The organism is Xanthobacter sp. AM11 (genome assembly GCF_047444035.1).
Lineage (GTDB): Bacteria > Pseudomonadota > Alphaproteobacteria > Rhizobiales > Xanthobacteraceae > Xanthobacter.
Map to the genome: position 1 here is coordinate 1,482,635 of NZ_JBLAOA010000001.1, position 25,103 is coordinate 1,507,737.

Consider the following 25,103-nt stretch of genomic DNA (forward strand, 5'->3'; position numbering starts at 1 on the left):
CGTTGTCTAGGGCTTGTGGGGATTCATCGTGAGTTGATGACGGCGGCGGCGAGATAGATCATCGCCTCGAAGCTCTGATCGGTTTTGTCGGCGCGCATGGCGATGCGCTTGAACTCTTTGCGTTTGCAGAAGAAGTTTTCGATCAGGTGGCGATTTGTACATCTCCAGATCGATGGCGATCGGCTGAACGCGACGCGGATGCTGGGAGATGGCCGCCACGCGCCGGATCACGGATCAACCATCGCCACCTCACCGCAGCGCTGATCGACAGCCGGGATTTCCTCGCCGCCAGGAGGCGCGCCGATACCGAGGTGCTCGTGCCCGCCGGGCCGAAGATCGCCTTCTCGGGCGGCGACAGCGCCGATCACAGGCAGATCTGGGCCAAGCTCGATCAGATCCACGCCAAGCACCCCGACATGGTGCTGCTGCATGGCGGTTTGGTGGCGCGTAAGCGCCGCCAAACCGCCATCTTGAAAATGATGGCAATTCCTATATTTTGATATCAACGCTATCAGATGTGCTGGGAGGCCATCATGCCCGCAGTCACAATCCGCAACCTCTCCGAGGCGACGCACCGCGCCTTGAAGATGCGCGCGGCTCAGCACGGCCGCAGCACCGAAGCCGAGATGCGCGACATCCTTGAGACCGCCGTTCGCCCTGACACGCGCCTTCGGCTTGGCACGGCGCTCGCGGAGCGCAGCCGCCGCCTCGGCCTGACCAATGAGGATATCGACGCCCTCAGCCCGGCGCGCGACAGGACGCCTGCCGAGCCGATGAGCTTCGAATGATCCTTCTCGACACCAATGTCATCTCGGAGGCGATGAAACCCGCGCCCGACGACACAGTGCTGGCGTGGCTCGACGAGCAGGCGGCCGAGACGCTCTATCTCTCCAGCGTCACCATCGCCGAACTGCTGTATGGCATCGGTGCGCTGCCCGCGGGCAAGCGCAAGGACCGGCTCACCGAGGCCCTGGACGGGGTGATGGAGCTGTTCGCCGACCGTGTCCTTCCGTTCGATATCGCTGCCGCACGACGCTATGCCGACCTCGCCGTGAAAGCGCGCACGGCCGGGAAGGGCTTTCCGACGCCCGACGGCTATATCGCGGCGATCGCAGCCTCCCGGGACTTCGCTGTGGCCACGCGCGATACCAGCGCGTTCGACGCCGCCGGTGTCGGGGTGATCAATCCGTGGAACGTGGAACGCTGACGACCTGCCACGGGCAGCACGTGTTGCACCTCGCAGCCCGGCGGAAGCGACCTGCGCGGCAACCCGCCATCACGGTCTCCTGACCGGACGACCATCCCCGCTTCACGACGCTGATCCTTGGGTCCAGCCGATGGCCTGACGCCATCAACCCATGAAGGGTCGGACTACGCTGCGCGTGCCGCCGCTCCGGCTGCGCCTCACGTGGTGATTGCGGCCACCGGCCGGCCTCTTCGGGCGCCTGTCAGCGGGGGATGGACCTCCGCTCGCGCAGGAGCCAGGTCGATGTCCGCCCAGATCGCTCAAGCCTTCGCCTTCAGCCATCCCCAACGACAAGCCGGTAAAGGTGGCGCTGTCGCTGCCGGGCGCGCTGCACCGCGATCTTGTTGCCTATGCCGAGGTGCTCGCGCGGGAAACCGGCCACCCGGATCGAGGATCCCGTGAAGCTCGTCGTGCCCATGCTGGAGCGCTTCATCGCCACCGATCGCGAGTTCGCCAAGGCGCGCCGCGAGGCTGGCGGCGCTGCGAGCATCAGCGCGTCGCTGCCCGCTCCTGGGCCATCTTCCGTGTGAGGCTGAGCAAGGTGCGCACCGCCGGGTTGTCGTTCTTCGGTGAATAGATCACCGAGAATGGGGTCACCTCGCCGGCGAGCGGCCGGTACACCACTTCCGGCAGGCTGATCACAGCCTCGGATTCCAGCACAGGGACGATCCCACGCCCCGTGGCGACGAGACCAAGAAGGCTGTAGCGGGCGACTTGCTGCGTGCTGATGCGCGGTGAGATGCCGAGTTCCCGGAATTTGCGCTCAAGGAAGCCGCGCACCTCATTGCCGGAGCCCTCGGTTCGGACCAGAAAGGTTTCATCTGCGAGATCTCGCCAGGACAGCACCTCTCTCTGGACCAGAGGATGCAGCCGTGGCAGCGCAAACAGAAGTGGTTCGCTCCACGAGGACATCGCATCACAGTCCGGCCAGCTTTGCCGGCCCAGCATGAATGCGGCGTCGAGATCGAACCGCCGTATTTCGGCCGCGTGACTTTCCGCAGGCGCTTCGACAGAGTCGATGTCACCACCCGCATAGCGGCTGTCATAGGTCTGGAACAGGTCGCGCAGAAAGCCGGAGGACAGGTTCGAGAACAGGCCAATTTTCAGGTGGCCTTCCTCGGCCCGCCCGAGCGCAGCCGCTTCCGCCGTTGCCTCGCGGATTTGATCGAGCGCCTGGCGCGTGCGGTTCAGAAAGCGCAGCCCCGCCAGAGTGAGGTTCACGCCGCTTGAGTGACGGATGAACAGCGACACACCGATCTCGTCTTCGAGGTCACGCACGCTCCGGCTGATGGACGATTCCTTGACCTCAAGTGCCCCCCCGCCTTGCGGAAGCTTCCGTGCTCGGCGGCCGCCACGAAATAGCGCAGGTGGCGTAGTTCGATCGAGGTGGAAAACGGCGCAGCCATCCTGGCTCCGGCGTGTTGAGTAGTTTCTGGATATTGATACTCAAAGTTGCGGCTACGTCGAGAGTTGCAGACGGGCTTTGCATCGCGGCCGTTCCGGGCGCCGCCACGCGCAGCGCATCGGTGCAGCGCAGCCGCTTAGAAAGCTGCCGAACGCACGCCATGGCATCCGGGAATTTTCTTCCGGGAGCATAGATTCTGCTCAGAATGTTGTGTCGAGGGCGAATCTAAGCAGAAAACGCCCCGCAGGGCGTTTGCCAACCATCTGATTGTCTTGAGAGAAACTGGAGCGGGCGAAGGGATTCGAACCCTCGACCCCAACCTTGGCAAGGTGCCCCAGGCGCTTGCGCCACACTGCGAGGAATTGCGCTGGAGTCGTATAAACTACCGTAATAACGTTATATTTTTCCTCAGCTCCGTCACCGAACCTCCCCGATGGCGCGCCTGAATGCGCCCTGAAAAGCTGACTTTCTGCTTACTCCGGCGGGCCGCCCGTGATAAAGTAAGCAAAATTCCGCTAACACGCTGATATATCATGGCAAAGCTCACGAAACAGACGGTCGATGCTCTGAAACCTTCGAAGGTTGGGGTCAAAGGTTCGTATTTGATCGAGTGGGATCAGGAGCTCCGGGGCTTCGGCGTCAAGGTCGTCGCCTCGGGCTTGAAGACCTTCGTCGTCCAATATCGCAACGCCCAAGGCCGCAGCCGTCGCATCATGATCGGCCGCTACGGCGTCATGACCTTGGAGGAGGCGCGGCGCGAGGCGAAGACCGTCCTCGGCCGGATCGCCAGGGGCGTCGACCCTCTCGAGGAAAAGCAAGCGGCGGCCAGTGACGCCATCACCGTTGCTGAGGTGTGCGACTGGTATCTGGCCGAGGCGGAGGCCGGCCGGATCCTCGGTAAGAGACGCCGGCCCATCAAAGTGTCAACGCTTGCCATGGATCGCAGCCGCATCGACGTGCATATCCGGCCGCTCCTCGGGAAGCGCGCGGTCAGCGCGCTTAAGCTCGGCGATATCGAGGGGGCACAGGCCGACATCGCGGCGGGCAAGACGTCCAAGCCCCGCGCCGGCAGTCGCGGCGGTGCCGCGACGGGCGGCGAGGGCGTCGCTGCGCGGACCATGTCGACTCTGCACGCCATCTTCGAGCACGGTGTCCGGCTGGGAAAGATCGAGAGCAACCCGGCGCGGGGCGTGCGTCGCCTCGCCAGCACGCCGCGCGACCGCCGGCTGAGTCGCGCCGAGATCGAAAAGCTCGGCCAAGCGATCCGGGCCGCGGAGCAGGAGGGGGAGCACCCGACCGGCCTCGCGGCGATCCGCTTCTTTCTGATGACGGGGCTACGCCGTATGGAGGGGCTCGCTTTGCAGCGTGCCTGGCTCCATGACGAGGAGGGTTCGATCCGATTTCCTGACACGAAGAGCGGCGCGCAGACGCGGGTCATCGGCCGCGCCGCCGTCGACTTGCTGCTGTCTCAGCCACAGGCTGAATCGCGCTTCTTCTTCCCGGCCGATTGGGGTGAAGGGCATTTCGTCGGGATCGTACGCGTGCTCGATCGTGTCTGCGCGATGGCGCGACTGGAGGACGTCACCCCGCACACCCTGCGCCACACCTTCGCCAGCGTCGCCGGTGACCTCGGCTTTTCCGAACTGACGATCGCGGCGCTGCTCGGCCACGCGTCGCGCGGCGTGACGCAACGCTATATCCATATCGACGAGGCGTTGCGGCTCGCGGCCGACCGCGTCGCGGATGAGATGGCCGATATCCTCGACGGCAAGGCGGCGGCTGCGCGTCCTCCTCGGCGTGGGGCGCGCCGGTCGCAGGAATTCCAGGAGACGGATCAGGGAGTGCTGCAGTCAGAATCGTGACACGGCGGAGCGGAATCAGGCTCTATCAGCCATCGAACTGAAGCGGTTGGCGGACGGTGAAGATTGGCGGCGACCTGCCGGGTCCGTGCGTCAGATGCGGAGATTGCGCTTGGCATTCTCCGCAGCGGATGCGGATATGGACTCTTGCGTTTGCGGAGATTGACCCTCATATTCTCCGCATGGAGCGCGGAGAATGACGACCTATATCCATGAGCTGCCCGACTGGCCCCGGTTTCGCTGGGATCACGCGGCCCTGGCCGCGCCGCTGGCGGCAGTGAGACATCATCAGGGGCGATTGGTCGGCCGCATGGAGGGGCTCGGCTTCGAGTTCCGAGGCGAAGCCGTCCTGCAATCCCTGACCGAAGAGGTCCTCAAATCCAGCGATATCGAGGGCGAGCGGCTCGACCGCGCGCAGGTGCGCTCCTCGATCGCGCGGCGCCTCGGCATGGACATCGGGGCGCTCGCCCCGGTGGATCGCCACGTCGAAGGGGTCGTGGAGATGATGCTGGACGCGACCCAGAACTATCGTGCCTCCCTCACCGAGGAGAGACTGTTCGGCTGGCATTCCGCGCTGTTTCCCACCGGTCGCAGCGGCATAGCCAAGATCACCGTCGGCGCGTGGCGGACGGAACAATCCGGGCCAATGCAGGTCGTTTCCGGGCCGATTGGGCGCGAGCGTGTCCATTTCGAAGCGCCGATGGCGGAGCGCCTCTCGGCCGAGATGCAGGCCTTCCTCGCGTGGTTCAATGCGCCCAGTTGCATCGACCCGGTCCTGTTCGCTGCCGTGGCCCATCTGTGGTTTGTCACCATCCACCCGTTCGAGGACGGCAACGGCCGCATCGCCCGCGCCATCGCCGACATGGCGCTGGCCCGCTCGGAGGGCTCTCCACAGCGGTTCTACAGCATGTCCGCGCAGATCCGGATCGAACGGAAAACCTATTACGAGATGCTGGAGCGGACCCAGAAGGGTGACCTCGACATCACGGCGTGGCTCGCCTGGTTCCTGGAATGCCTGGACCGAGCCTTCAATGGAGCGGATGTGATCCTCGCCACGGTTCTGCGCAAGGCGCGGTTCTGGGAGGCCCATGCTGGGAGCGCCCTCAACACGCGCCAGCACCTCGTGGTCAACCGCCTGCTCAATGGCTTCGAAGGCAAGCTGACCTCGTCCAAATACGCCACCCTCGCCAAGTGCTCGCAGGACACCGCTTCCCGCGACATCGAGGATCTGTGCGGCAGGGGCATTCTAGTCCGGGAGCCGGCCGGCGGGCGGAGCACCAGCTACAGCCTTATCGCCAGCGCCGCCGATGCCCTGGAAGCGGTGGCGCGCTGGGTCCTGGCACACGCCGACAAGGCAGCTCGGGACGGGCCGGGATGGCCCAGCCCGGAGGAGGACCGGACTCGGATGGAGCGCATTCAGGCCATCGGCCGTGAGCTGCAAACGCTTGCGCGCGAGCCCGACGCGACGCCGAGCTATGCCGACTTTGAAACAAGGCTGCGCGCGGTCCACGACCTGGGGATTTTCCCGGATGATCGGCTGGTTTTCGCGGTCGCACAGGCCATCCAGCGCGGCATTTAGCTGAAATGAAAGTCCAGTAACGACAATAATATCGCAGGCCGCCGCGCTCTCGCGCCAGCACTTGCGGGCCGCGTGCCGCGTCACCGGACGTTCGGCGGTGCCCTTTTCGCCACGCGGTCGATGGCATTCGCGACCGTGCGATGCAGCGCGGCCGGCAGGTGGTGCCCCATGCCGTCGATCCGCATGAATTCGGCGCCCGGGATCGCGGTGGCGGTATAGGGCCTCGCTTGGTGCCTCGTAGTAGGCCGCGACCGTCACCTGCCCGGAGGCGCCGGCGTAGGTGAACGGCGCGCAGCCATGTCGTTCGAAGGCGCCACGACTGACCTCGTCGGCCTTGAGATAGAGGACGCCCTTCATGACGAAGCCGAACTGAACGCCATCGGCCCGCAGGCCTGCGCCGCCGAAATACCGGTGCACGGAAACCGGGCCGAGACCTTCGATCCGGGCGGCGTACTCCTCCGCCAGCGCCCGCTGCGACATCATGTGGAGGCTACGCCGCGGGGTCTGACGACGTCAGCGGGAAGAACCCGTTGATCTCCTTCAGGCGCCCCTCGCCATCATGATGGGCAAAGCTCGCACCGAGCTGCAGCACGGCACCATCCGCATTCTGCAGCGCCCATCGGGCAAGAGACCGGCCGTTGTGCGCGATCACCTGGATGATCCGGAAGCGGCCACCCGGCACGCTCTGCTGGAAGCCGGCCATGTAGTCGGACAGCGCGGCCCGGCCCCTCAGCGGACCGTTCGGATCGCAGTAGCTGGCGTCGTCGGCGAGGCATTCCTTCAATTCGCTCTCCCGCCGCGCCGGGTCGGACGACCAGATCGCGGCGTATCGGGGCCAGAGCGCTTCAGCATCCATGGTGCTTCTCCAATGTCTCGAAATGCTGCGTGATCATCGCTTCGAGCGCGGCCTTGTCGTAGCCGGCCCGGATCAGAACGAGGATGCCCTGGTAAAGCGCGAGCAAGGCGACGGCCTCCGTGTCGTTGCCGTCGAGATGATCGGCGAAGCAATCGCGGAGGACGGCGAACCCCTCGGTGACGAAACCAGGCTGTTCCTGGCGGCCGAATTCGACCGCGCTGTTGGTGATCAGGCAGCCGGAGGCGCCTCCGTCCGGCTCGCGCAGGAGGGACAGGAACAGCCGCCGAAGGCCCGTGATCCCCGCGCCCTCGGGCGCATGATCCGCGATACGGCGGGCGAGGATCGTCCGGTTGTAATGGGCGGATGCGGCCTCGAAGAGGCCCTGCTTGTCGCGGTAGCTGTTGTAGAGGCTTCCGGAGGTCATGCCGGTCGCCTCCTCCAGATCGCGCACCGAACTTGCGGCAAAGCCCTGACGGCGGAACACGTGCATCGCCCCGGTCAAGAGGCGGTCTTCGTCGAAGGTCCGTGGGCGGGCCATTTCCGGAGGCTCCATTTCATGATGCTTATTATATAATATGCGTTATGAAATGAGATCAAGCCCCTTCGCGCGACGAACAGGCGATGTCCGCCACGGCCGCGCGAACCGATACGGTTGTCCACGTAGAAGCGAGCTTTGCGGACCCGTGGTGCTGACGCGCGGTGCCCTTGGCCCCGCCCCATTCGCAGCCTGGAGCGTCAGCCCTTCCTGACGATCGCCAAAGCCGCTGAACGAACCGCTTCCGCGATGGCCTCCCCCGCAGCCCCGTCGTTCACCGATCGCGCGAGGGTAACGCCGCCGGATAGAATGGAAAGCAGGGCCCATGCCCGGCGCAGCCGCACGTCATCCGCCCTGCCGGGCAATCCGTCCGCAATGACGTGCGCGACCCGATCTGCCTCCGCCTCGAACGCGCCCTTGACCTCGCTGTCGCTGCGCTGGACGTCGGGCGCCAAACTTTGCACGGCGCAGCTTGAACCCAGCTCGCAGGTTCTCTTTTGGCCCAGATAGAAGTCGATGAAGACCTCGATCCATTTTGTCCCGTGTTCGGCCCGGAGCGTTTCGACAGCGGCACGCAATTCATTGACGCCGGCCACGACGGCTTCCTTGAACGCCGCATCCTTCGAAGGGAAGTGGCCGTAGAAGGCCCCCGAGGTCACGTCCGCCTCTTTTGCCAGGCCATCGACGCCGATGCCGCCGGGATGGCCCGTGCCCCAGCACTTGATGAGATCCAGCGCCTCGCTGCCGCGCACCTCGCCGATGGGAACGCGGTCGGGGCGCAGCCGCAGGGATGAGCGCACGAGCTCGGACAAGGTGGCGACGCCATCCTTGGTGCGTAGCGCGACCAGGTTGGGCGTCAGGCATTGCAGCTCGCGGGTGTCTTCGATCAGCACGACGCGGTCAGAGGTCTTGGCGACCTCGGCGAGGAGCGCATTGGTCAGCGTGGTCTTGCCCGTGCTCGTCCCGCCGGCGACAAGGATGTTGCGGCGCTCGGCGACGGCGAGGCACAGGGCTGCCGCTTGATCGGCCGACATGATCCCGGCGGCGACGTAGTCGTCGAGGCTGAACACGCTGGAGGCGGGTTTGCGGATGGCGAAGGCGGGGCCGGTCGTGATGGGTGGGAGGAGGCCCTCGAACCGTTCCCCGGTCTCCGGCAACTCGGCGGAGACGCGCGGTGCGCCCGGATGGACCTCAGCACCCACATGGTGGGCGACGAGGCGGATGATGCGCTCGCCATCGGCGAACGACAGCCGTTCCCCGGTATCGGTGAGGCCTTCCGCCAGCCGGTCGACCCAGAGCCGCCCATCGGGATTGAGCATCACCTCGACGACGGAGGCGGCTTCCAGGAATCGCGCAATAGCCGGCCCGAGCGCGGTGCGCAGCATGCGTGCGCCGCGCTGCGTCGCCTCGGAAGTGCGCTGTGTGGCCCCCATCCCGTCCCCCGCATCGAGAGGGGACGCCACCTGCGATCCCCGGATCGGGGATGATTAAGAGAGCCTGGAATCAGGTCGGATCAACAGGTTTCGTGCTTCGTAGGGACGTAGCGTGCAACGACAGGAGAACGGCGGGGTCGTGGCAATGGAGATGCAGCCGATCAGCGAAGAGGCCGGCCAGCGCGGAGCCGACGATGCTGCTCGGAGGGGTGGGTGCCAGTCAGCACCAGCCCGCGGGAGCGCGAGAACCATCCAGCGGTGCTTCCGGGCTCATTTGAATTTGGCGGTGATTGCAAATCCAAAATAGCGTCGGAGCTGGCAAAGCATCTTGCAGCCTGGTGAAAAGTGAGGTTCAACCAACACTGCTTGTTGCTTGCGAGGCGCGCCGTGACCGAGATTTCGACCGAGAACAACGACACCGATCATCTTGATCTTGTCGCGGATATCGTGGCTGCCTTCGTCGGGCACAACACTATCGCGATCGCCGAGCTCCCGACCCTGATCAAGAGTGTGCATGCTGCCCTGGGCAAGCTCGCCGCGCCTGCCGCGGAACTGATCGAAGAACTGAAGCCGGCGGTTCCCGTCAGGCGATCGGTGACGGCCGACTTCATCGTCTGTCTCGAGGACGGCAGGAAGTTCAAGTCGCTGAAGCGCCATCTGCGCACCGCCTACGACCTGACCCCCGAGGCGTATCGCGAGAAGTGGGGCCTGCCGCGAGACTACCCCATGGTTGCCCCGGGCTATGCCGCTGCCCGCTCGGAACTGGCAAAGGCCTCGGGCCTCGGCCAAGTTCGAAAGAAGGCGGCGGCACCAGTTAAGAAGGCTCCGGGACGGCGCAAGGCTCCTGCGGTCTGATCGCCAGCGGAAGACGTCAGACGGCTTCCCAGGGCGCACATGTAGGCGCGGGGCTCAACACGAAAATTGCGCCAGCAGCAGACATTGCCCGGTGCGCGTCTGAACGCCCGGTATGGGGCCGGAAGCAGACTGGCCGGTGTTGGCTGCCGCTGTGCAGATAGCTGCCGTTCTGCAGCCGACCCCATTGTCGCCGTTAGGGCTGCATCCGCCGCTACTCGAAACCGGCCAGTCGTTTAGGTTCGCAAGACGGCTCATCGCTAGTTCAATCAAACGAGCCTAGCACTGGGTCTAGTCCTCCCGCTCAACATCGAAATGGATTTGACCTCGGATTGGGTCGATCGGCTCCCTTGCTGTGATTTCGTACTCGGCGTCAAAGGACCCGATGTCTTCTGATGCAGCGAATGAAATCATGAATGAGTCGAAAGGCGCGCTGTGATTGTGCTTCAGCTCAGTTAGCGAGAAGTGTACTCTGCGTTCTGCTGGATAGACGTAGGTGGATCGAGGAAGATAGCGCGTCGGATCCAGACCGGCGATATCAGGCGCAACTTGCGTTACGAACGCTTCCCCCCTCCCCATCGGGCGCAAAGGGGGCGCCTCAGGCGGCTTCGGTCGAGCAGCGAAAGCGTCATCCTCACCGTATAGGACGATCCCAGCCGGAAACGTTACATACACATCGATGTCCGTAGCCGCCAGAGTTCCTGCGTTCTGTAGTACCAGCGTGACTTCGAGGCTACGCTGACACAGCCGGATGAAATCTTCCGTCTCCACCAGATATTTCTCATATTCCAAGTAGTAGTGTTTCACGAACTGGTTGTACCCTTCAGTTTCGTCTCGCGACCACTGCGAGACCGGCTTCGTCCCGCCAATGCCAAATAACATGGAAGACGAGGCGGAGGAGTAGGGTCGAACCTCTGTTAGAAACCGTTCGTAACGCTCCTCTGGCAGTGGGAGTAGCGGCGTATCATTCTTGATCTCATCGAGCGTCTTCACCCCGAGCGAACCTACGGTTTGCGACATGCGATCAGGACGCGCGTTGTCAGGCCTAAGCGTGACCGACAGTTCGGGCGCTCGATGTGTCCGCCGCTTGTCTTCGCGACGCCTTGCCTCAGCGATCTTGAGTCCTGGGACAACTCGTTTCCTCAGTTCCGCCTTCAACTCTTTCGCAACCTCGACACGCTGCTCTTCAGTTGAATCCCTGCTCAGCTTGAAGAGGATGGGAACGCGGCGATGCCGTAGGTCGAACGGCAGGTACTTTAGAGCTGCGCCTTCCGCACCGTTCATTACCAAGACGATTTGCTGGTCATCTAGGACTTGCATTGCGCAGCCGAGCTCAATCATGACGTTGGGGTTCGGCACGCGTTTTCCGGCCGCCGTCGTAGCTATAGGGGTAACGTCAGCGACAAAAATCGCCGCATCTCTGATCTTCCCTAGGATGGTCTCAGCTATCAGAGGTGATCCACCGACTCCGTGGGTGTCGTGGTCTACCTCAACGCGTCCGTCGTCCGCGAGGACCTCTTCATATTCATCCGACGCGTCTGGGCGCTCGGCATCCTCGGTGCCATCAAGACCATTTAGGTCTCGCGCTAGCTCGGCGAGAACCAATCGGACGAAGTGCCGACCGCTGGGTTGGTGGGTGTCACTCTGCCACGACCAAAAAATTTTCATGCTACGCTCATAGGTGTCGCCAAGCTTCGGCGAAAGTTGGAGGGTGTGCGATCACGTTAAATCAGCGACAAGCGATCACAGCGCACGTCCAAAGGCTCGCTGCAGCAAAGCTGGCGTGGCAAGAAAGCGACGCTTGGAACCATAGCTAAGCCCTCCGCTATGGGGCGACAATTGCAGCACAAATGGCTTTGTTACTGCCGCCATCGACGATCGATTTCTTACCTTACAGCAGAGCGGAGCAGTCCAACAGTGCGACTGATTTGACGAGGCGTATCCGGACCGCAGTACGCGGTCGTCGGTGATCGATGAGCGTCGGGGTGATCTCGAAAATTCCCCGGTCGTGAATCCTATCCCCTCAAGCCCAGCATCAGAGGCGCATGCTGTTGACCGCGTAAACGGCGGCTTCCCCAACTAAGTCGATCCAAACCTGCCATTCCGCTTCCCACCCCCAGACCGACAAGCAAACATCATTCCCCGCGCATCGAAGCGGTCATCCGCGATTAGACGGATGACCGCTTGAATTCAGATTTCGGTCCGCTCCGCCAGGAGCAGCGCATCCTCCACGTCGACACCGAGGTATCGCACCGTGTTCTCGATCTTGGAATGACCGAGCAATATCTGGATCGCACGGATGTTACCTGTCGCCCTGTAGATCATCGATGCCTTCGTGCGGCGAAGCGAGTGAGTTCCATATTCCTCAGGGCGCAGGCTGATCCCGGTCACCCACTCATCAACGAGGCGTGCATACTGCCTCGTGCTCATGTGTTTTGCGTGATCGACTCGGCTCGGGAATACATAGTCCTCGACCGAACCGCCTCGCCGTTCCAGCCAGGCTAGAAGGCTGGCTCTCACGTCGCTCGGGTTCTGACTTCCGGTCCTGCGACGACATCACGGATCCTGATCTTGACCAGGTCGCAGCCGCGAAGCTTGCTGTCTATCGCGAGGTCGAACAGAGCGCGGTCACGAATGCGGCGCTCACGATCGAGAAAGAAGCGAACGGCCCAGATCTGCTTCTGCGTTAGCGGACGTTTCGCTCCCACTTTCTTGCCGGTGTTCCAAGCAGCGCGCTCGCGGCTGGCATCATCATACTGAGAATGGCCCATGTGAGTTCTCCTCGGCCTTTTTTGGCAGAGTATGAAACGCGCAAGCCACAACCATTTCCGGGGCCAGTTGCAGCGTGGCAGCTTTAAGAGGGTTGGCGTGAAAAGTGAACCTTCAGGAAGCCTATAGAGCCGGTAAGACCCACAATCGCTCATCCCGAACCGTTCCCGCTCCGCCAACTTCGAACGCTCATTCATGAGGCGGCAGCGGTGTCATGGGTTGCCGCCCATCACCGCCTACTACGGCGTAAATCGTAACGCTGCGCGGAAGGGCAAATGAATGAATTCCAGCGGTGAGAGGCAAATTCGGCTGAAAGCGACTTCACAACATCTATCAGAATCTTGCGGCTCCCTCGCTTCCTCTATAAGATAAAGCGCTGGCTGTCGCAGCGACGCGGCCGGAGGGGGGCTGATTGTCTAACATGCGTGCGGTAGCTCACGCCACAGCCATAGTGCCGCAATGGCGAGCACTAGCGACTGCGGGAGTGCGCGTCGTTGGCTGATGCCTTGCTTGCCCAAGATGTAGTTGACGGTGCGGCTGTTCGCGACCGGCCGAATCTGTTCGTGATCGGCAGTTTCGACCGGCGCATCACGTTCTATTCCCAACAGGTCCGGGCGCTGTCGCTGGTCCATGCCCTCAAGGAACTCGGCTATCTCCATGCCAATCCGAGAATTGCGGTCGTCGGCGGTGGGGCGGCCGGTGTCACCGCGGCCGCAGCTGCCGCGCTCGTTACGGGGTCGCAGGTTGTCTTATTCGAATCCGCCGATTCGCTCCTGCCCCTTCAATCGACGTCCAATCTTCGGCGGCTCGATCCGCATATCTACGACTGGCCGGCGCACTACACGACCGATCCCATCGCCGATCTGCCTATCCTCGATTGGGAATCCGGGCCATGCCGAGCCGTCCGCGACGATGTCCTGCTCGGCTTCGAAGACATCGTCGTCAGGCTCGCTCCGCGGCTAGAGCGACGGCTGCGCCAGCAGGTTACTGCGCTAACTCGAACGGCGGATGGTTATCAGCTCGACATCACTGATCTGAATGCTCCGCCGCCACCGCTCGGCGCGGAGCTGCGCGAGCAATTCCACATGGTGTTCCTCGCTGTCGGGTTCGGTCTCGAGCCGGTCGAGCCAGTGCCAGCGATACAGAGCGCGAGCTATTGGACCGATGCCGGCGTTCCGGTTGCCGAGTTCGCGGGCCGACCGACACCGCGCTTTTTCGTGAGCGGCGCAGGCGATGGCGGGCTGATTGATTTCGTTGCCGCTGGAGCTCGCGACTTCGACCACGCCGGCATGATCCGGCTGATCTCGCAGTATCCAGGGATCGCGGCGCTGAAGCCCGTCCTCGCGGACATCGACGTCCGCGCCCGCGCCGAGGATGCCAATGGTGCCCGGTTCGATTTCATGGGGGCCTATGATGCCGAGCTTCTGCCGGCGCTCAACGATACCGGCCTTGTCGCCGCGGTCGCACAGCAACTCCGGCCGGGCGTCCAGCTGACGTTCCAGACCCAGCATGCCGAGCTGTTCGACGTGTCGACCGCGACGCTCAACCGGCTCGCCGCCTATTTGACCATCAAGGCCTGTGCGGGCGACGCGCAGCGCTCGTTCCGTCATCTGCATTGCGGTGTCGTTGCGCGGATCGACGCGCCCGATCCGGCGCCGGTTGCAGCGCCTTTCTGGCTCGACTGCGCCGGCGAGGTCGTGCCGGCGGACGCGGTCATCGTCCGGCGCGGTCCCCAGCGCAATATGGTACGGGCGCCCTTCGAGGACCATCTCACCAGCTTCGATGCGACGCACAAGGAGTGGCTTGTCCGGCACGGCGACGCGACACTGGTGCCGAAATTGTCGGGACCGGCCCGATCGCTGTTCAAGGAGGCGGCACGGAGCGCGGGTATCCTGGCGCCGCGCTTGCAGCGACTGGCCGCCACCCAGCTTCCCATCCCGGTGCAACTTTTGCGCGAGGGAGCGAACATACGCTGGTCCGGCGCAATACCGGCCGAACAGCTCCTGCGGTCCTGGAGCGAAAAGCAGCCCTTCGAGATCATCCTGTCCGACGCGCCCGATGCGCTTGGCGCGGTTGCGGGCGCGGTGCTGCGGGTCGCCTGCCACAGCGGCAATTGCCGGCTTCATGCGGCGCCCGGCCTGTGGAGCCAGCATGTCCGGGCGCTGAGCCTCGACTCGCCGCATGCCGAAGGGATGGCGATGCCGGCGATCCTCGCCGGTAACCCCGGGGGTGCGGCGCAGGATCCTGTCTCACTGCCGCCCGATATTCTGGCGCGCCGGATCCACCGGTCGCTCGACGGCTGGTTGCTGGCGCGGCTCGACGAACACCTCCAGCCCTTTTTCGCCAGCAATGCCGACCCTGGCCGCCCGATCAACCTCAAGGCAGCGAATGACGTGCGCGCTGCGATGGCAGCAACCTGGGCAGCCTGGCACGCGTCGTTCACCGACGATGCGGCGCTGCTGAACCATTTTCTGCGCCTGATGATTTGTGCGGTCGACGACGACGATCATCGCGATGCGGCACAGATCCTCGTCGGCCCCAGCAAATGGCCCGTGATCCTACGCGGCACCGCGGTCGCGCTTGCCATCGCGGCCGCGTGGGACGCAACCTCCCCGAAGAGCGCGAGACCGGGCAATCTGGTGCGCCTTCGCGACGGCGACAGCGCATGGGCCGGGCATGGCTGCGCGGCCGATATGATCAACGGCGACGAGATGTCATTGTGCGCCGCGTCGTTCATGTGGCAGACCCAGTTCGTCATTCTCGTGGTCAAAAGCGCGATCGAGGTCAGCCAGATAGCCGAACGGCCCTTCGCCCAGATCGACACCGACCAGCCAGGTCTTAGCGATACCGATGGCTCGGGTCCGGTGATCATGTCGATCAGTCGCGATTTCATCGATGCGACCGCGGCGGGCCTGGCCGAGCTACGGACATTGCTGGCAGCGGTTGAGGCGCGGCATTTCGAGGCGCTCGAGAAGACGATCATGAAAGGCGCGGCATGACGGATAGTGCGACTCTGTCTCCCGGACTCGCGGAATTCGCCACGCGGTTGCGGACCGCGGCGCTAGCACTCGACCTGAAGGTCGAGAACCGGCCCGAACTGGCAAGCGCCACCTTCAACGGCGGGTCGACCAAGGTGACGACGCTCAGCCCGACCGACCTTCCGGCAGAAAGCCATGCGATCCGGATCGATCGCTTCAATATCGTGCTGGGCATCCTGCCAGACGTCCCGGCCATGGAAGCGGTGCTTGAGACGCTGCGGCGCTGCCGCAACCAATGCGTCGTCGCGCGATCGTTTCTCGGGACCAACGAGACACTCGACCTGCAGTTGATGCTGATGGGGCCACGCTCGAGCGAGCGGCAGGAAGCCTGGCGTGCGATGGCCTTGATGGTCGAACGAGACGACCGGGTCGCCCGCAAGCTCGCCTGGCTGCGACCGGAGGATCCGCTCAACGACGAAGAGAGCTTCGCCGATTTCCTCAAGCGCACCTTCCTCGCACGGCCGTGGGTGCATGCCGAAGGCCAGTTCGAGGACGTCGCGCTCGATCAGTTGAGCGCGGCCGGCGCGACCGCGCCCGGATTGCCGCGGACGACGGCGGATGAATGGGAGCGCATCGCGCTCGACGAGAAGAAATCGCCGGACGATATTGTCGCGGCACTGGTCAAATCCTGGGAGCGGAGAGGACAGGCGTGAGCGATATCTTCCTCTCCCGCATCGCGATCCGTGATTTCCGGACCTTCGGCGACTTCGCGATCGATATCCCTGCGGCACCCGGACTTCTCCTGCTCACCGGGACCAACGGCCTCGGGAAAAGCAGCTTCTTCGACGCGATCGAATGGGGTCTGACCAACAAGATCCGGCGCTTCGAGCCCTATATCAACAAGGGCCGCAAGAAACTGGTTGAAAAGGATTATCTTACCCGCCGCGGCGCGGAGCCGGGGTCGCACAGCGTTGCGCTGACCTTTTCCGACGGGGATGCCATTGAGCGCAACGCGGCCGGCGGCACGGCGATGGCGGAAATCGTCGCGCAGCTCGCACGTCCCGACCGCCGCACGATCAACGATCTGGGGACCTATCTCGCCCTCACGCACTTCCTCGGGCAAGCAGCGCAGCAGCGCTTCACCAGCCGTGATCCCCAGGACCAGTGGCAGGCGCTCAAGGGTCCGAGCGGGATCGACCGACTCGAGCGGATTCGCGTCGGATTGCGCGGCCGACCCACGATCACGGCGTTCACGCGCCGGCTCGACGCCGAACAGGGCGTGGTGGCGACGCTCGATCGCCAGATCGCCGACTGGCAGGGATGGATGACGCGCCTCGAGCGGCTCCGCGCGGCGGCACGGGCCACCGGCGTTTTGACCACCGACGAGGTCATGGCGCGGATCGACCAGCTCGAGACCGATCTGCAACAGCTTGTGACGGGCCAGCCGCTGGGCGTGACCGGCGAAGGCGTCGGGCAGCGCCTCGCCGCACTCGGCGATCGGATCGGCGATGCGCTTCGCACGACCGGCGAGCGCAAGACAGCCCTGGAAGCGCTCTCGGACATGCCCGCGCAATTCGCGGTCAGCCAGGCGGAGGGACGGCTCGACCATCCGAGCCTCGTCCGGCTACGCAGCGTGGTGAGCGACGCCCAGGCGAGCCTCGATCGGGCGGCCCCGCTGGTGGGATCGGCGAACGACGCGGTGACTGCGCAGACTGCGGCGATCGCCACCATCGACCAGAACATTGCCGTGCTCGACGCCGGGCGCACCGATCTTGCCCGCCGTGCCCAGCTCGCCGGGCTAGTGTCGACCGAACAGCAGGATCGTTCGGCGCTGGTCGAGGCGATTGCTGCGCACCGCACAACGATTGCGGACGCTGACGCGACGATCAGTCAGCATGGCGAGGCCAGTGCCGAAGTCGCGCGGTTGCGCAGCCTTGCCGCGTCGGCGCGCGCGCTCAACGAGGCGATGGCGGATTGTCTCGATCTCGAAGCTGCGTCCGGCGCCGCCGATGCCGCGCTGGCCCAGGGCCGCGAGGCCGCCGCCCGCGCTGCCGCGGAACTGGTTCCACTCGAAACGCGATTAGCCGATCTCGATGGCAGGATTGCCGACGCCGAGCGGGAACGGGCGGAAGCTGATCGCCATGCGTCAGCGATCAGCGCGGCCTTGTCGCAGCTGGCGAGCCATCTGCACGAGGACGATACCGACTGTCCCGTCTGCCGGACACCGTTCGAACCAGGCGTGCTCAAGACGCTCGCCGGTGCGGCGGCGTCCGGGAGCGACAAACGCCTCGCGCAGGCGGATGATGCCCTGGAGGCATTGCGGAGTGCCCGTCCCGCGCTCAACGACGATATTCGTCGCCTGCGGGGCGTGGTAGCTGCGGTCGACGGGCTCGAGCGGGCGGCGGCCGCGGCGGCCGGTGCGGTGACCAATGCGCGTGCCAGCATCGCGAAGACGCTCGCGACCGCCCCCGATAGCGATCTCACCACGCTTGCGGCGGCACGCGCCCGAGATGCGGACGCGGCCGTTGCCGCAGCCGAGGGGGCCGCTCGAAGCGCTGGCGGCGAGCGCGGCGGCGGCGACCGAGCAGCGATCGACCGTTGCCGCCGATCTCGACGAGCTGATCGCGCGTGAGAGCCAGCTGGGAGCCCGGCTGGCCCGGTTTCAGGCGGAAGACAAGGCGTGTGCCGACCGGATCGCGGCGCGCAATCTGTCGAACGCCACGATCGGCGAAATTGAGTGGCGTCTGACGGCGGAACGCGAGCGCGGTGAAGATGCGCGTGGCCGTCTCGCCCAACTGACCGAGGCGGCGAGCAACGCGGCGGCGGACGTTCAGCGGGAGCAGACGGCGCTCGACATCGCTCAGCGCGACCTTGCGGCGGCCGAGGTCGCTCGCGGAACCTCCGAACAGGCGGCGCGGCGGATGCAGCAGCGCTGGACGCGGGCGGGTCTCGCCGACATCCCGAGCCAGGCGGAATTTGACCGCGGCCTTGCTGGCATCGAGGCGGTGCTGACGGGTCTGCGATTGCTGGCCGAAAGCCAGCTCGTGCTTGCCCGCGACAATGAGGATGCGCTGCTCCAGGGTGAGATCGACGAGATTGTCGCGTCGATGCGCAAGACCGGGGGCGACGATGCCGTCGGGGATCCGGCAGCCTATCTTGCCGGTCTCAAGGCCAAACACGAGGCGGCGCGGGCGGCGGTGAAGCTCACCATGGCGGCGCGCAGTGCGGTGAAGCGCTATTCGGAAGATCTTCAGGCGCAGGCCGACGATTTCTCGGCGCGTGTCCTCGATCCGCTGAATACGGTGATCGACGATTTCAACGAAGCGATGCTGAGCACGCCGGGCGAGAGCATTCAGTTCAAGGCGGATACGCGGGTCGACGCGACCAGCTTCGGCATGGCGCTGCGTTACCGTGAGAAGGTGGCGAATGCCATCGAGACGAAGAAGGACCTGCCGCCACAGGTCGTGCTGAGCGAAGGCCAGCTCGCCGCGAACGGTTTCAGCATCCTGTGCGCGGCCAGCACCGCCTATCCCTGGTCGCGCTGGCGCGCGCTGCTGCTCGACGATCCGCTCCAGCACAACGACATCATCCACACCGCCGCCTTTGTCGACGTGATGCGCAACATGGTCGAACTCAACGGCTATCAGCTGATCATGTCGAGCCATGACCGTGGCGAAAGCGAGTTCATCGCGCGAAAATTCGATGCGGCCAGTCTGCCCTGCTCCACGGTCCTGTTAACGGCGCCATCGGACAAGGGCGTGGTCTGGAACTCACCGGAACATAACCAGGCAGCGACACGGATATTGCGCAAGGATGCACAATCCCCGAGCGTCAGCAGCGCCTGACGCAATTTAAACAAAGGTGACTACGGCTCTGGGTTAAGTGCGGTCAGCTTGTCGAATAGGACCTGCATTCGGCCTGATGCATGTCTGCGTCAATTCGGCGACAATGCCGGTCGAACGCTCGCGGTTGCGCTGCGCATTGATGAGCAGAATATCTCGGATGATCGCGCAGCGGCCCATGTTTTAACTAGATGCGAGAATATTGTCCACTTTTGGGGCAACTCCGAAAGTGCTTAAACGTCCGACTTGGGGCGCTTTGCTGACAGACAGCTCCGGGGCCGGTGGCAGACAGTCCGCTATTGGGAACTTCGAACGAGAAGCGGACATATCGCCGACGAATGTCCGGGGCCGAGATTGACCCCTAGCCGACGTCGCGGACGTCCGCTTCTAGGCCCACGACGAAACTGCGGCGGAATGGCTGAGATGCGCCCGCTGCGCCGTTTGCAATGCCTAAGTTCGGATCTCCCGTGAGCGTGCCCGCACGATTTCGGCGCCCATCGATGTCGTTCGGCTGATCAACTGCTACTTCGTCCGAGAATGCCGGGTGGCCTGCTGATCGAGTTCCACGATCGGGCGTATCATCAGTCGCCTCGACCGGTGAGGTGCAGTGATGTGCAGCACGTGCTCACTGCACCTTCGCAAGCTCCCGCCGAATATTCGGCAGGATCACGTCCATGCGTATGGCGATCAGGCGACGTTGCTTGAGCTCGATCGTCATGCCGGCGAGCATCGGCGTCGGGGCGAGAGGCCGCGGAGACAGAAAAACCTGAGAAGGCCGACCGCAATCAACTACCAGCCCGCCGCTCAATCCGCGCGGGTAGAAGGCGTTGTCGATTACACCGCTCTCTCGACGGACCCGCTTATCGTACATCAGCTGTAGGTGATACTCGCCGGCACCCGTGAGCTTCTTTGACAGCCACGGCACCTCCTTGTGCACGGAGGTGAAGGAATAATCCTGGGCTCGCACGGCAAGCTTCTTGCTGTCGAAATCCTTGTTCTTCGAGTTGGGAAATCCGATAGCCGTAAAGAGACGTCCGGGCTCCCGGCCTACCGTATCGCAAAGCGCGCGCTCCGGCACGAATACGTCCCCGAACGCCTCGATCAGTTCCGAGGACAGTTTCGTGAAGGCGACATCGAAGTGGTCGAGTGCCCGCCCGCGTAGCTTCTGGGAAACAAAGAAGTCCCCCGTCAGCGGCATGAGTTTTCCGCCCGCCGCCACATACAAGTTTGTCTTCACATGCTCGTCGATAATGTGCGCGGCGGTCAGAAGGATGCGGTGGCCATCGATCTCCAGCAGCGCCGAAGAGCCGAGATGCGTCGGCTTGAGATTCTCTTTGACGGCGTAGATCGAGGCGACGCTACGACGGAAATGGTTGCCGCCTGCATCACCCAGCGTCTTCGAGATCATTCTCAGCCTCAGGAGATCGGCTTCGGTTAGTACAGCCGGCGTCGTCATGAGCGCTTCGCGTCCACTAGGGCTCGCACCCGACCCTGCCTGGCCATCGCTTCAAGTGCGAGGAACTCGCGACCATTTGCGATCTGCGCCTCGCTGACATCCAGACGCTGGCTTTGGATCGCTCGCATCTTCACGATCAGATCGGTCATCTTGCGGGAGATCTCGGCGTCCTTGACGTTCGGCTCCATCCTTTTCCGAACCGCGATCAAGTCGGGCGTCGGCTTGGTGCGCTGGACGAGCCACAGGAGCAGGTCCGTCGCTTGGAGACCGAAAGAGGTCGACGACGACGGCATAGTGAATTCGGCCAAGTCGTACTTCGCGATCTCCATCTCAGGGATCGCGCCCATCTTATCCTCCTTGTAGGTCATCTTTCCGAAGGTCTCGTATGCCTTTCGCATCGACTTCTTGAATTCCTGCTGCTGGTCGTGCACGAACGCGATCGGCGGACTGTTGTGCTCGGCCGCGAACTCATGGATCGCGCCGAAAACAGACGTGAACGCGATCATGTTCGGCGTGTGGCCGTGATAGCCCTCCCGCCTCTCCGCCGCCAACAACGTGAACTGCTCGGGGTGTTTGAGCACGAAATCGAAGGCCTCGCGCATCACCTCGCGGATGCGCCAGTCCGTCACCTTTCGCGGGACGTAATTCCGGATCGTCCGAACGCAGGCCTGGATTCCGGCGATGTCGTCCTTGAGGTAGGCCTCCCAGAAATCGGCCCTCGTCTTTTCCCTCATGCAGTCGTCGACGGCTTGGCAGATGGCGTGACGGAATAGCTCCAGGTTGTACCACATGGCCGGAACGGCGAGGTTCTCGCCGCTGTCGAAGACAGTATCGACGAACTTCGTCGTGGGCAGATAGGGCTTGTGGATACCGTACGTCCAAAAGGTCCATGGACCCGCGGCGTCCAGCGCGTCGCAGATCGCATTCGCGGCCTCGGCTACCTCGACCGGCTGCATGTCCTTCGCGTGCAGTCGGTTCTTCTGGAGCTTCGTGAGGATCGGCGTCATCGCCGCCGAAAGGTTCGGCTCGACGTCTGCGGCCGACATGATCGCACCCAGGCGATACCACTCCTGCGCGTCATCGATTTTCTTGCCGGAATTGCCCGTCTCGTCGGCGTAGATGAACATCTTCCCCCCGAATCCGCGGCTTCTTTGCGCCGCGTCTGGCCCATTCGTTTCTCAGATTCGCCGCCGAGACAATCACCGGGATCGCAACCGTCACGGGAGATCCCTGTGCACCTTGCTCTGCTGGCGGGATTGCTCAAGCATGTCCGGTGTAGGTCGATTTTGGCCGTGAGGCGTGTGGCAACGTAGGTCCGCTTTCGGGCGAAGCACCAACTTCCGCTTATGTGAAGGGTTTCGGATGCCGGCCCGATCACGATGGTGGGGCTGATCGCGCGGGCCGGCGTCGGAAAGCCTCCAGGGGAGGAAACCGCGGTCCGACGTGGGCGACGGTCGAGGTCGTCGCGGGGCTATGGGGATTTTGGGTCTGGGCTGGGGGCTGTGTGGTCTTGCTGGTGACGGTTGCCAGAACACCTGACAGTCCGGAACAGTGCCGTGGGGCTGCCAGCGCCCGTTGATGAGTGCGCGGCCGGGTTCCATGACGAGACTGAGCGCGGGATGGTCGGCGCGAGGACGAAGCTATCCTTTGCGCCTACGACGCGGCCTGCCGGATGCAGTTGGAGTTCGAGAGAGGTGGCGCCGCTCATGAGGTGTCGATCCTGATGGAGGCACTGGCGGGCCAGGTCTTCGGCGCCGAGCCCCGGGCGAATGTCTCGATGATGGTCATGATGCCGGCGCAGCACGGGCAGCGCAGCGTGGCCTCTGGTCGTATCGTTTCGGCAGGCGTGGCTCCCTCCGGCGAGGCGCGCACCTGCTGGTCTACGAGCAGCGCGCGGACCCTCTCGATGTTGGCGGCGCGCACCGCGCTCGCAAACAGGCCGTAGTGCCGGATGCGGTGGAAGCCATCGGGCAGGACATGGAGCAGGAAGCGGCGGATGAACTCATCCGCCGGCAGGGTCATCGTCTTGATCCAGCCGTTGCCCGTGGCCTTGGCCCGGGCGCGATAGTCCTTCCAGCGGAAGGTGACCCCGCGCTCATCCATGGCGAGGAGCCGGCTGTTTGAGATCGCCACGCGGTGCGTGTAGCGCGATAGATAGGCGAGCACTGCCGCAGGTCCCGCGAAGGGGCGTTTGGCGTAGACCATCCACTCGGCCCGGCGTAGGGGCGCAAGCATCGCCTCGAACTCACGCGCATCCACCAGCGGAGCGATGTCCCCAAAGAGGGTGAGCCGGCCGGCGGCATGGAGCGCCCGGAGCCCCTCGAGGAAGAGCCGCCGGAACAGGCGGGACAGCACCCGCACCGGCAGGAAGAAGCGGGCCCGGCCGGCGATCCAGCGGGAGCCATCGGTCGAGAGCCCGCCGCCGGGCACCACCGCATGAATGTGGGGGTGGTGGGTGAGCTCCGAGCGCCAGGTGTGAAGCACGGCGGTAAGGCCGATGCGGGCGCCGAGATGCCGCGGATCGGCGGCGATGGTGGCCAGCGTCTCGGCCGAGGACTTGAACAGCAGGTCGTAGACCGCCGCCTTGTTCTGGTAGGCGACGGCGCCAAGGATCGCAGGCAGGGTGAAGACGAGATGATAATAGGGGACCGGCAGAAGCTCGGCCTGCCGGGCCGCGAGCCATTCCCGTGCCGTGGCTCCCTGGCACTTGGGACAATGCCGATTGCGGCAGGAGTTGTAGGCGATCTCCAGATGAGCGCAGTGGGCGCAGCGCGACACATGCCCGCCGAGCACCACCGTGCGGCAGGACCTGATCGCCGACATCACCTTCATCTGGCCGCGGCTGAGATGCCCGGCATGGGCCCTCTCATAGGCATCGCCATGGGCGTTCAGGATATCCGCGACCTCCAGCGCAGGCCGCGCCATGGACCGGTACGGACTACAGAGGTGGTGGCGTCAGCAGGGAGAGCGGGCTCTCCACCTCGCGTAGGGTCTTCAGCGCGACGCGGGTATAGACGGCCGTGGTGTCGAGCTTCCTGTGGCCGAGCAATACCTGGATGACGCGGATATCGGTCTTGCGCTCGAGCAGGTGGGTGGCGAAGCTGTGCCGCAGGGTGTGCATGGAGACGCGCTTGTCGAGCCGGGCGGCGGAGGCTGCCGTCCTGCAGGCCCGGTCGAGCTGGCGGGTGGTGATGGGCTGGCCGGGATCGCGGCCGGGGAACAGCCAACCCTGCGGCCGGCGCTCCTTCCACCAGCGGCGCAGCAGGTCGAGCAGATCAGGCGCGAGCATCACGTAGCGGTCCTTGCGGCCTTTGCCCTGCTCGACGCGGATCAGCATCCGCGCGCTGTCGATATCGGCGACCTTGAGGTGGGCCACCTCCGACACCCGCAGGCCGCAGCCATAGGCGATGCTGAGAGCGGCGCGGTACTTGAGGTTCGGCGCATGGGCGAGCAGCAGCGCCACCTCCTCGGTGCTCAGCACCACCGGCAGGCGTTCGGGCGTCGGGATGCGGGCCATGCGATCACCGAAGCCGGCCCGCCCCAGCGTGATGTGGAAGAAGAAGCGCAAGGCCGTGCAGGCAAGGTTCATGCGGGCATAGCTGGCACTGAAGCTCGCCAGATGAAGCTGGTAGCGCCGCAGATCCTCGGGCTCCGCCTGGTCCGGCGCCCGGCCGAGGAAGGCGGTGAACTCGGCGACCTGGCGGACATAATCGCGCTGGGTGTGCTCGCCGAACCGACGGATCGTCATGTCCTCGATCATCCGCTGCCGCAGCGGGCTGACGGCCGGCCGTGTGCTGGTGGGGTGCTCCTGATGGTCCATGGGGCTCTCCTGTCCGAAGAAACCCCGTGATGGTCCGCCCGCCTATGCCGGGCGCCACATGGAAAGTACCCAACCGCCCGTCATGCAGGGCGCCTACCGCGGCAGCGGTTTAGTCCTATGTGAAGGGTTTCGGATGCCGGCCCGATCACGATGGTGGGGCTGATCGCGCGGGCCGGCGTCGGAAAGCCTCCAGGGGAGGAAACCGCGGTCCGACGTGGGCGACGGTCGAGGTCGTCGCGGTGCTATGGGGATTTTGGGTCTGGGCTGGGGGCTGTGTGGTCTTGCTGGTGACGGTTGCCAGAACACCTGACAGTCCGGAACAGTGCCGTGGGGCTGCCAGCGCCCGTTGATGAGTGCGCGGCCGGGTTCCATGACGAGACTGAGCGCGGGATGGTCGGCGCGAGGACGAAGCTATCCTTTGCGCCTACGACGCGGCCTGCCGGATGCAGTTGGAGTTCGAGAGAGGTGGCGCC

17 protein-coding genes and 6 pseudogenes are annotated in these 25,103 nt (G+C 64.3%); 11 read left to right on the forward strand and 12 right to left on the reverse strand.

Going from position 1 to position 25,103, the window contains the following annotated elements:
* Positions 1-23: 23 nt before the first annotated feature.
* Positions 24-219 (reverse strand): annotated as a pseudogene (locus tag ACI7BZ_RS06915) (transposase); the annotation flags it as partial.
* On the opposite strand from ACI7BZ_RS06915, the pseudogene ACI7BZ_RS06920 reads away from it, so the two are divergent.
* From ACI7BZ_RS06920 to ACI7BZ_RS06935, 4 genes and pseudogenes are all read left to right on the forward strand, one after another.
* Positions 210-437: pseudogene (locus ACI7BZ_RS06920) on the forward strand (SLOG family protein); the annotation flags it as partial. The pseudogenes ACI7BZ_RS06915 and ACI7BZ_RS06920 sit on opposite strands and share 10 nt — an antisense overlap.
* 96 nt (positions 438-533) lie before the next feature.
* Positions 534-788, forward strand: a complete 255-nt coding sequence (locus tag ACI7BZ_RS06925) for a FitA-like ribbon-helix-helix domain-containing protein (protein WP_414116446.1) — start codon at positions 534-536, stop codon at positions 786-788.
* Positions 785-1,207, forward strand: a complete 423-nt coding sequence (locus ACI7BZ_RS06930; protein WP_414116448.1) for a type II toxin-antitoxin system VapC family toxin — start codon at positions 785-787, stop codon at positions 1,205-1,207. The genes ACI7BZ_RS06925 and ACI7BZ_RS06930 overlap by 4 nt, the downstream gene beginning before the upstream one ends.
* Positions 1,208-1,526: 319 nt before the next feature.
* Positions 1,527-1,776: pseudogene (locus ACI7BZ_RS06935) on the forward strand (DUF2274 domain-containing protein).
* On the opposite strand, the gene ACI7BZ_RS06940 reads toward ACI7BZ_RS06935, so the two are convergent.
* Positions 1,736-2,524: a LysR family transcriptional regulator gene (locus ACI7BZ_RS06940; RefSeq protein WP_414116449.1), complete on the reverse strand. Its 789-nt coding sequence runs from the start codon at positions 2,522-2,524 to the stop codon at positions 1,736-1,738. The pseudogene ACI7BZ_RS06935 and the gene ACI7BZ_RS06940 sit on opposite strands and share 41 nt — an antisense overlap.
* A 660-nt stretch (positions 2,525-3,184) precedes the next feature.
* Between ACI7BZ_RS06940 and ACI7BZ_RS06945 the strand changes: the two genes are divergently transcribed.
* A complete protein-coding gene (locus ACI7BZ_RS06945) occupies positions 3,185-4,513 on the forward strand; it encodes a tyrosine-type recombinase/integrase (RefSeq protein WP_414116450.1) in 1,329 nt (442 codons plus the stop codon).
* Positions 4,514-4,706: 193 nt separating this feature from the next.
* Complete coding sequence (locus ACI7BZ_RS06950) at positions 4,707-6,089, forward strand: Fic family protein (protein WP_414116451.1); 1,383 nt, start codon at positions 4,707-4,709, stop codon at positions 6,087-6,089.
* A 228-nt stretch (positions 6,090-6,317) separates the two neighbouring features.
* Here the strand turns inward: ACI7BZ_RS06950 and ACI7BZ_RS06955 are convergent.
* The 4 genes and pseudogenes from ACI7BZ_RS06955 to trbB form a co-directional block, all read right to left on the reverse strand.
* Positions 6,318-6,572, reverse strand: a pseudogene (locus tag ACI7BZ_RS06955) (TfoX/Sxy family protein); the annotation flags it as partial.
* Positions 6,573-6,579: 7 nt separating this feature from the next.
* Complete coding sequence (locus ACI7BZ_RS06960) at positions 6,580-6,945, reverse strand: nuclear transport factor 2 family protein (RefSeq protein ID WP_414116452.1); 366 nt, start codon at positions 6,943-6,945, stop codon at positions 6,580-6,582.
* Positions 6,935-7,483: a TetR/AcrR family transcriptional regulator gene (locus tag ACI7BZ_RS06965; protein ID WP_414116453.1), complete on the reverse strand. Its 549-nt coding sequence runs from the start codon at positions 7,481-7,483 to the stop codon at positions 6,935-6,937. Before ACI7BZ_RS06965 ends, ACI7BZ_RS06960 begins: the two co-directional genes overlap by 11 nt.
* A gap of 590 nt (positions 7,484-8,073) precedes the next feature.
* Positions 8,074-8,913, reverse strand: a pseudogene (gene trbB, locus ACI7BZ_RS06970) (P-type conjugative transfer ATPase TrbB); the annotation flags it as partial.
* 387 nt (positions 8,914-9,300) lie between these two features.
* Between trbB and ACI7BZ_RS06975 the strand changes: the two are divergent.
* On the forward strand, positions 9,301-9,768 hold the full coding sequence (locus ACI7BZ_RS06975) for a Ros/MucR family transcriptional regulator (protein ID WP_414116454.1): 468 nt from the start codon (positions 9,301-9,303) through the stop codon (positions 9,766-9,768).
* A 288-nt stretch (positions 9,769-10,056) separates the two neighbouring features.
* Here the strand turns inward: ACI7BZ_RS06975 and ACI7BZ_RS06980 are convergent, their stop codons facing one another.
* The gene (locus ACI7BZ_RS06980; RefSeq protein WP_414116455.1) at positions 10,057-11,370 is read right to left on the reverse strand and encodes a hypothetical protein; all 1,314 of its coding nucleotides are present in this window, start codon (positions 11,368-11,370) and stop codon (positions 10,057-10,059) included.
* 585 nt (positions 11,371-11,955) lie between these two features.
* A pseudogene (locus tag ACI7BZ_RS06985) lies at positions 11,956-12,536 on the reverse strand (tyrosine-type recombinase/integrase).
* A gap of 492 nt (positions 12,537-13,028) precedes the next feature.
* Between ACI7BZ_RS06985 and ACI7BZ_RS06990 the strand changes: the two are divergent.
* From ACI7BZ_RS06990 to ACI7BZ_RS07005, 4 genes are read left to right on the forward strand one after another with little or no spacing between them, the layout of a single operon-like run.
* Positions 13,029-15,533, forward strand: coding sequence for an ABC-three component system protein (locus tag ACI7BZ_RS06990; RefSeq protein ID WP_414116456.1), 2,505 nt, complete (start codon positions 13,029-13,031; stop codon positions 15,531-15,533).
* Positions 15,530-16,225: an ABC-three component system middle component 1 gene (locus ACI7BZ_RS06995; protein ID WP_414116457.1), complete on the forward strand. Its 696-nt coding sequence runs from the start codon at positions 15,530-15,532 to the stop codon at positions 16,223-16,225. Before ACI7BZ_RS06990 ends, ACI7BZ_RS06995 begins: the two co-directional genes overlap by 4 nt.
* The gene (locus ACI7BZ_RS07000) at positions 16,222-18,144 is read left to right on the forward strand and encodes an AAA family ATPase (protein ID WP_414116458.1); all 1,923 of its coding nucleotides are present in this window, start codon (positions 16,222-16,224) and stop codon (positions 18,142-18,144) included. Before ACI7BZ_RS06995 ends, ACI7BZ_RS07000 begins: the two co-directional genes overlap by 4 nt.
* Positions 18,038-19,357 (forward strand): coiled-coil domain-containing protein, encoded by a 1,320-nt coding sequence (locus ACI7BZ_RS07005; RefSeq protein WP_414116459.1) that lies wholly within the window; start codon positions 18,038-18,040, stop codon positions 19,355-19,357. The genes ACI7BZ_RS07000 and ACI7BZ_RS07005 overlap by 107 nt, the downstream gene beginning before the upstream one ends.
* A 622-nt stretch (positions 19,358-19,979) precedes the next feature.
* Here the strand turns inward: ACI7BZ_RS07005 and ACI7BZ_RS07010 are convergent.
* The 4 genes from ACI7BZ_RS07010 to ACI7BZ_RS07025 all read right to left on the reverse strand — a co-directional run bounded on the left by ACI7BZ_RS07010 (position 19,980) and on the right by ACI7BZ_RS07025 (position 24,630).
* Positions 19,980-20,762: a hypothetical protein gene (locus ACI7BZ_RS07010; protein WP_414116460.1), complete on the reverse strand. Its 783-nt coding sequence runs from the start codon at positions 20,760-20,762 to the stop codon at positions 19,980-19,982.
* A gap of 44 nt (positions 20,763-20,806) precedes the next feature.
* Positions 20,807-21,937 (reverse strand): DUF3800 domain-containing protein, encoded by a 1,131-nt coding sequence (locus ACI7BZ_RS07015; protein ID WP_414116461.1) that lies wholly within the window; start codon positions 21,935-21,937, stop codon positions 20,807-20,809.
* A 577-nt stretch (positions 21,938-22,514) separates the two neighbouring features.
* Positions 22,515-23,735 carry an IS91 family transposase gene (locus tag ACI7BZ_RS07020; RefSeq protein WP_414116462.1) on the reverse strand — a complete coding sequence of 407 codons (1,221 nt, stop codon included), beginning with the start codon at positions 23,733-23,735 and terminating at the stop codon, positions 22,515-22,517.
* A gap of 13 nt (positions 23,736-23,748) precedes the next feature.
* Positions 23,749-24,630 (reverse strand): tyrosine-type recombinase/integrase, encoded by an 882-nt coding sequence (locus tag ACI7BZ_RS07025; RefSeq protein ID WP_394009557.1) that lies wholly within the window; start codon positions 24,628-24,630, stop codon positions 23,749-23,751.
* Between the last annotated feature and the right edge of the window lie 473 nt (positions 24,631-25,103).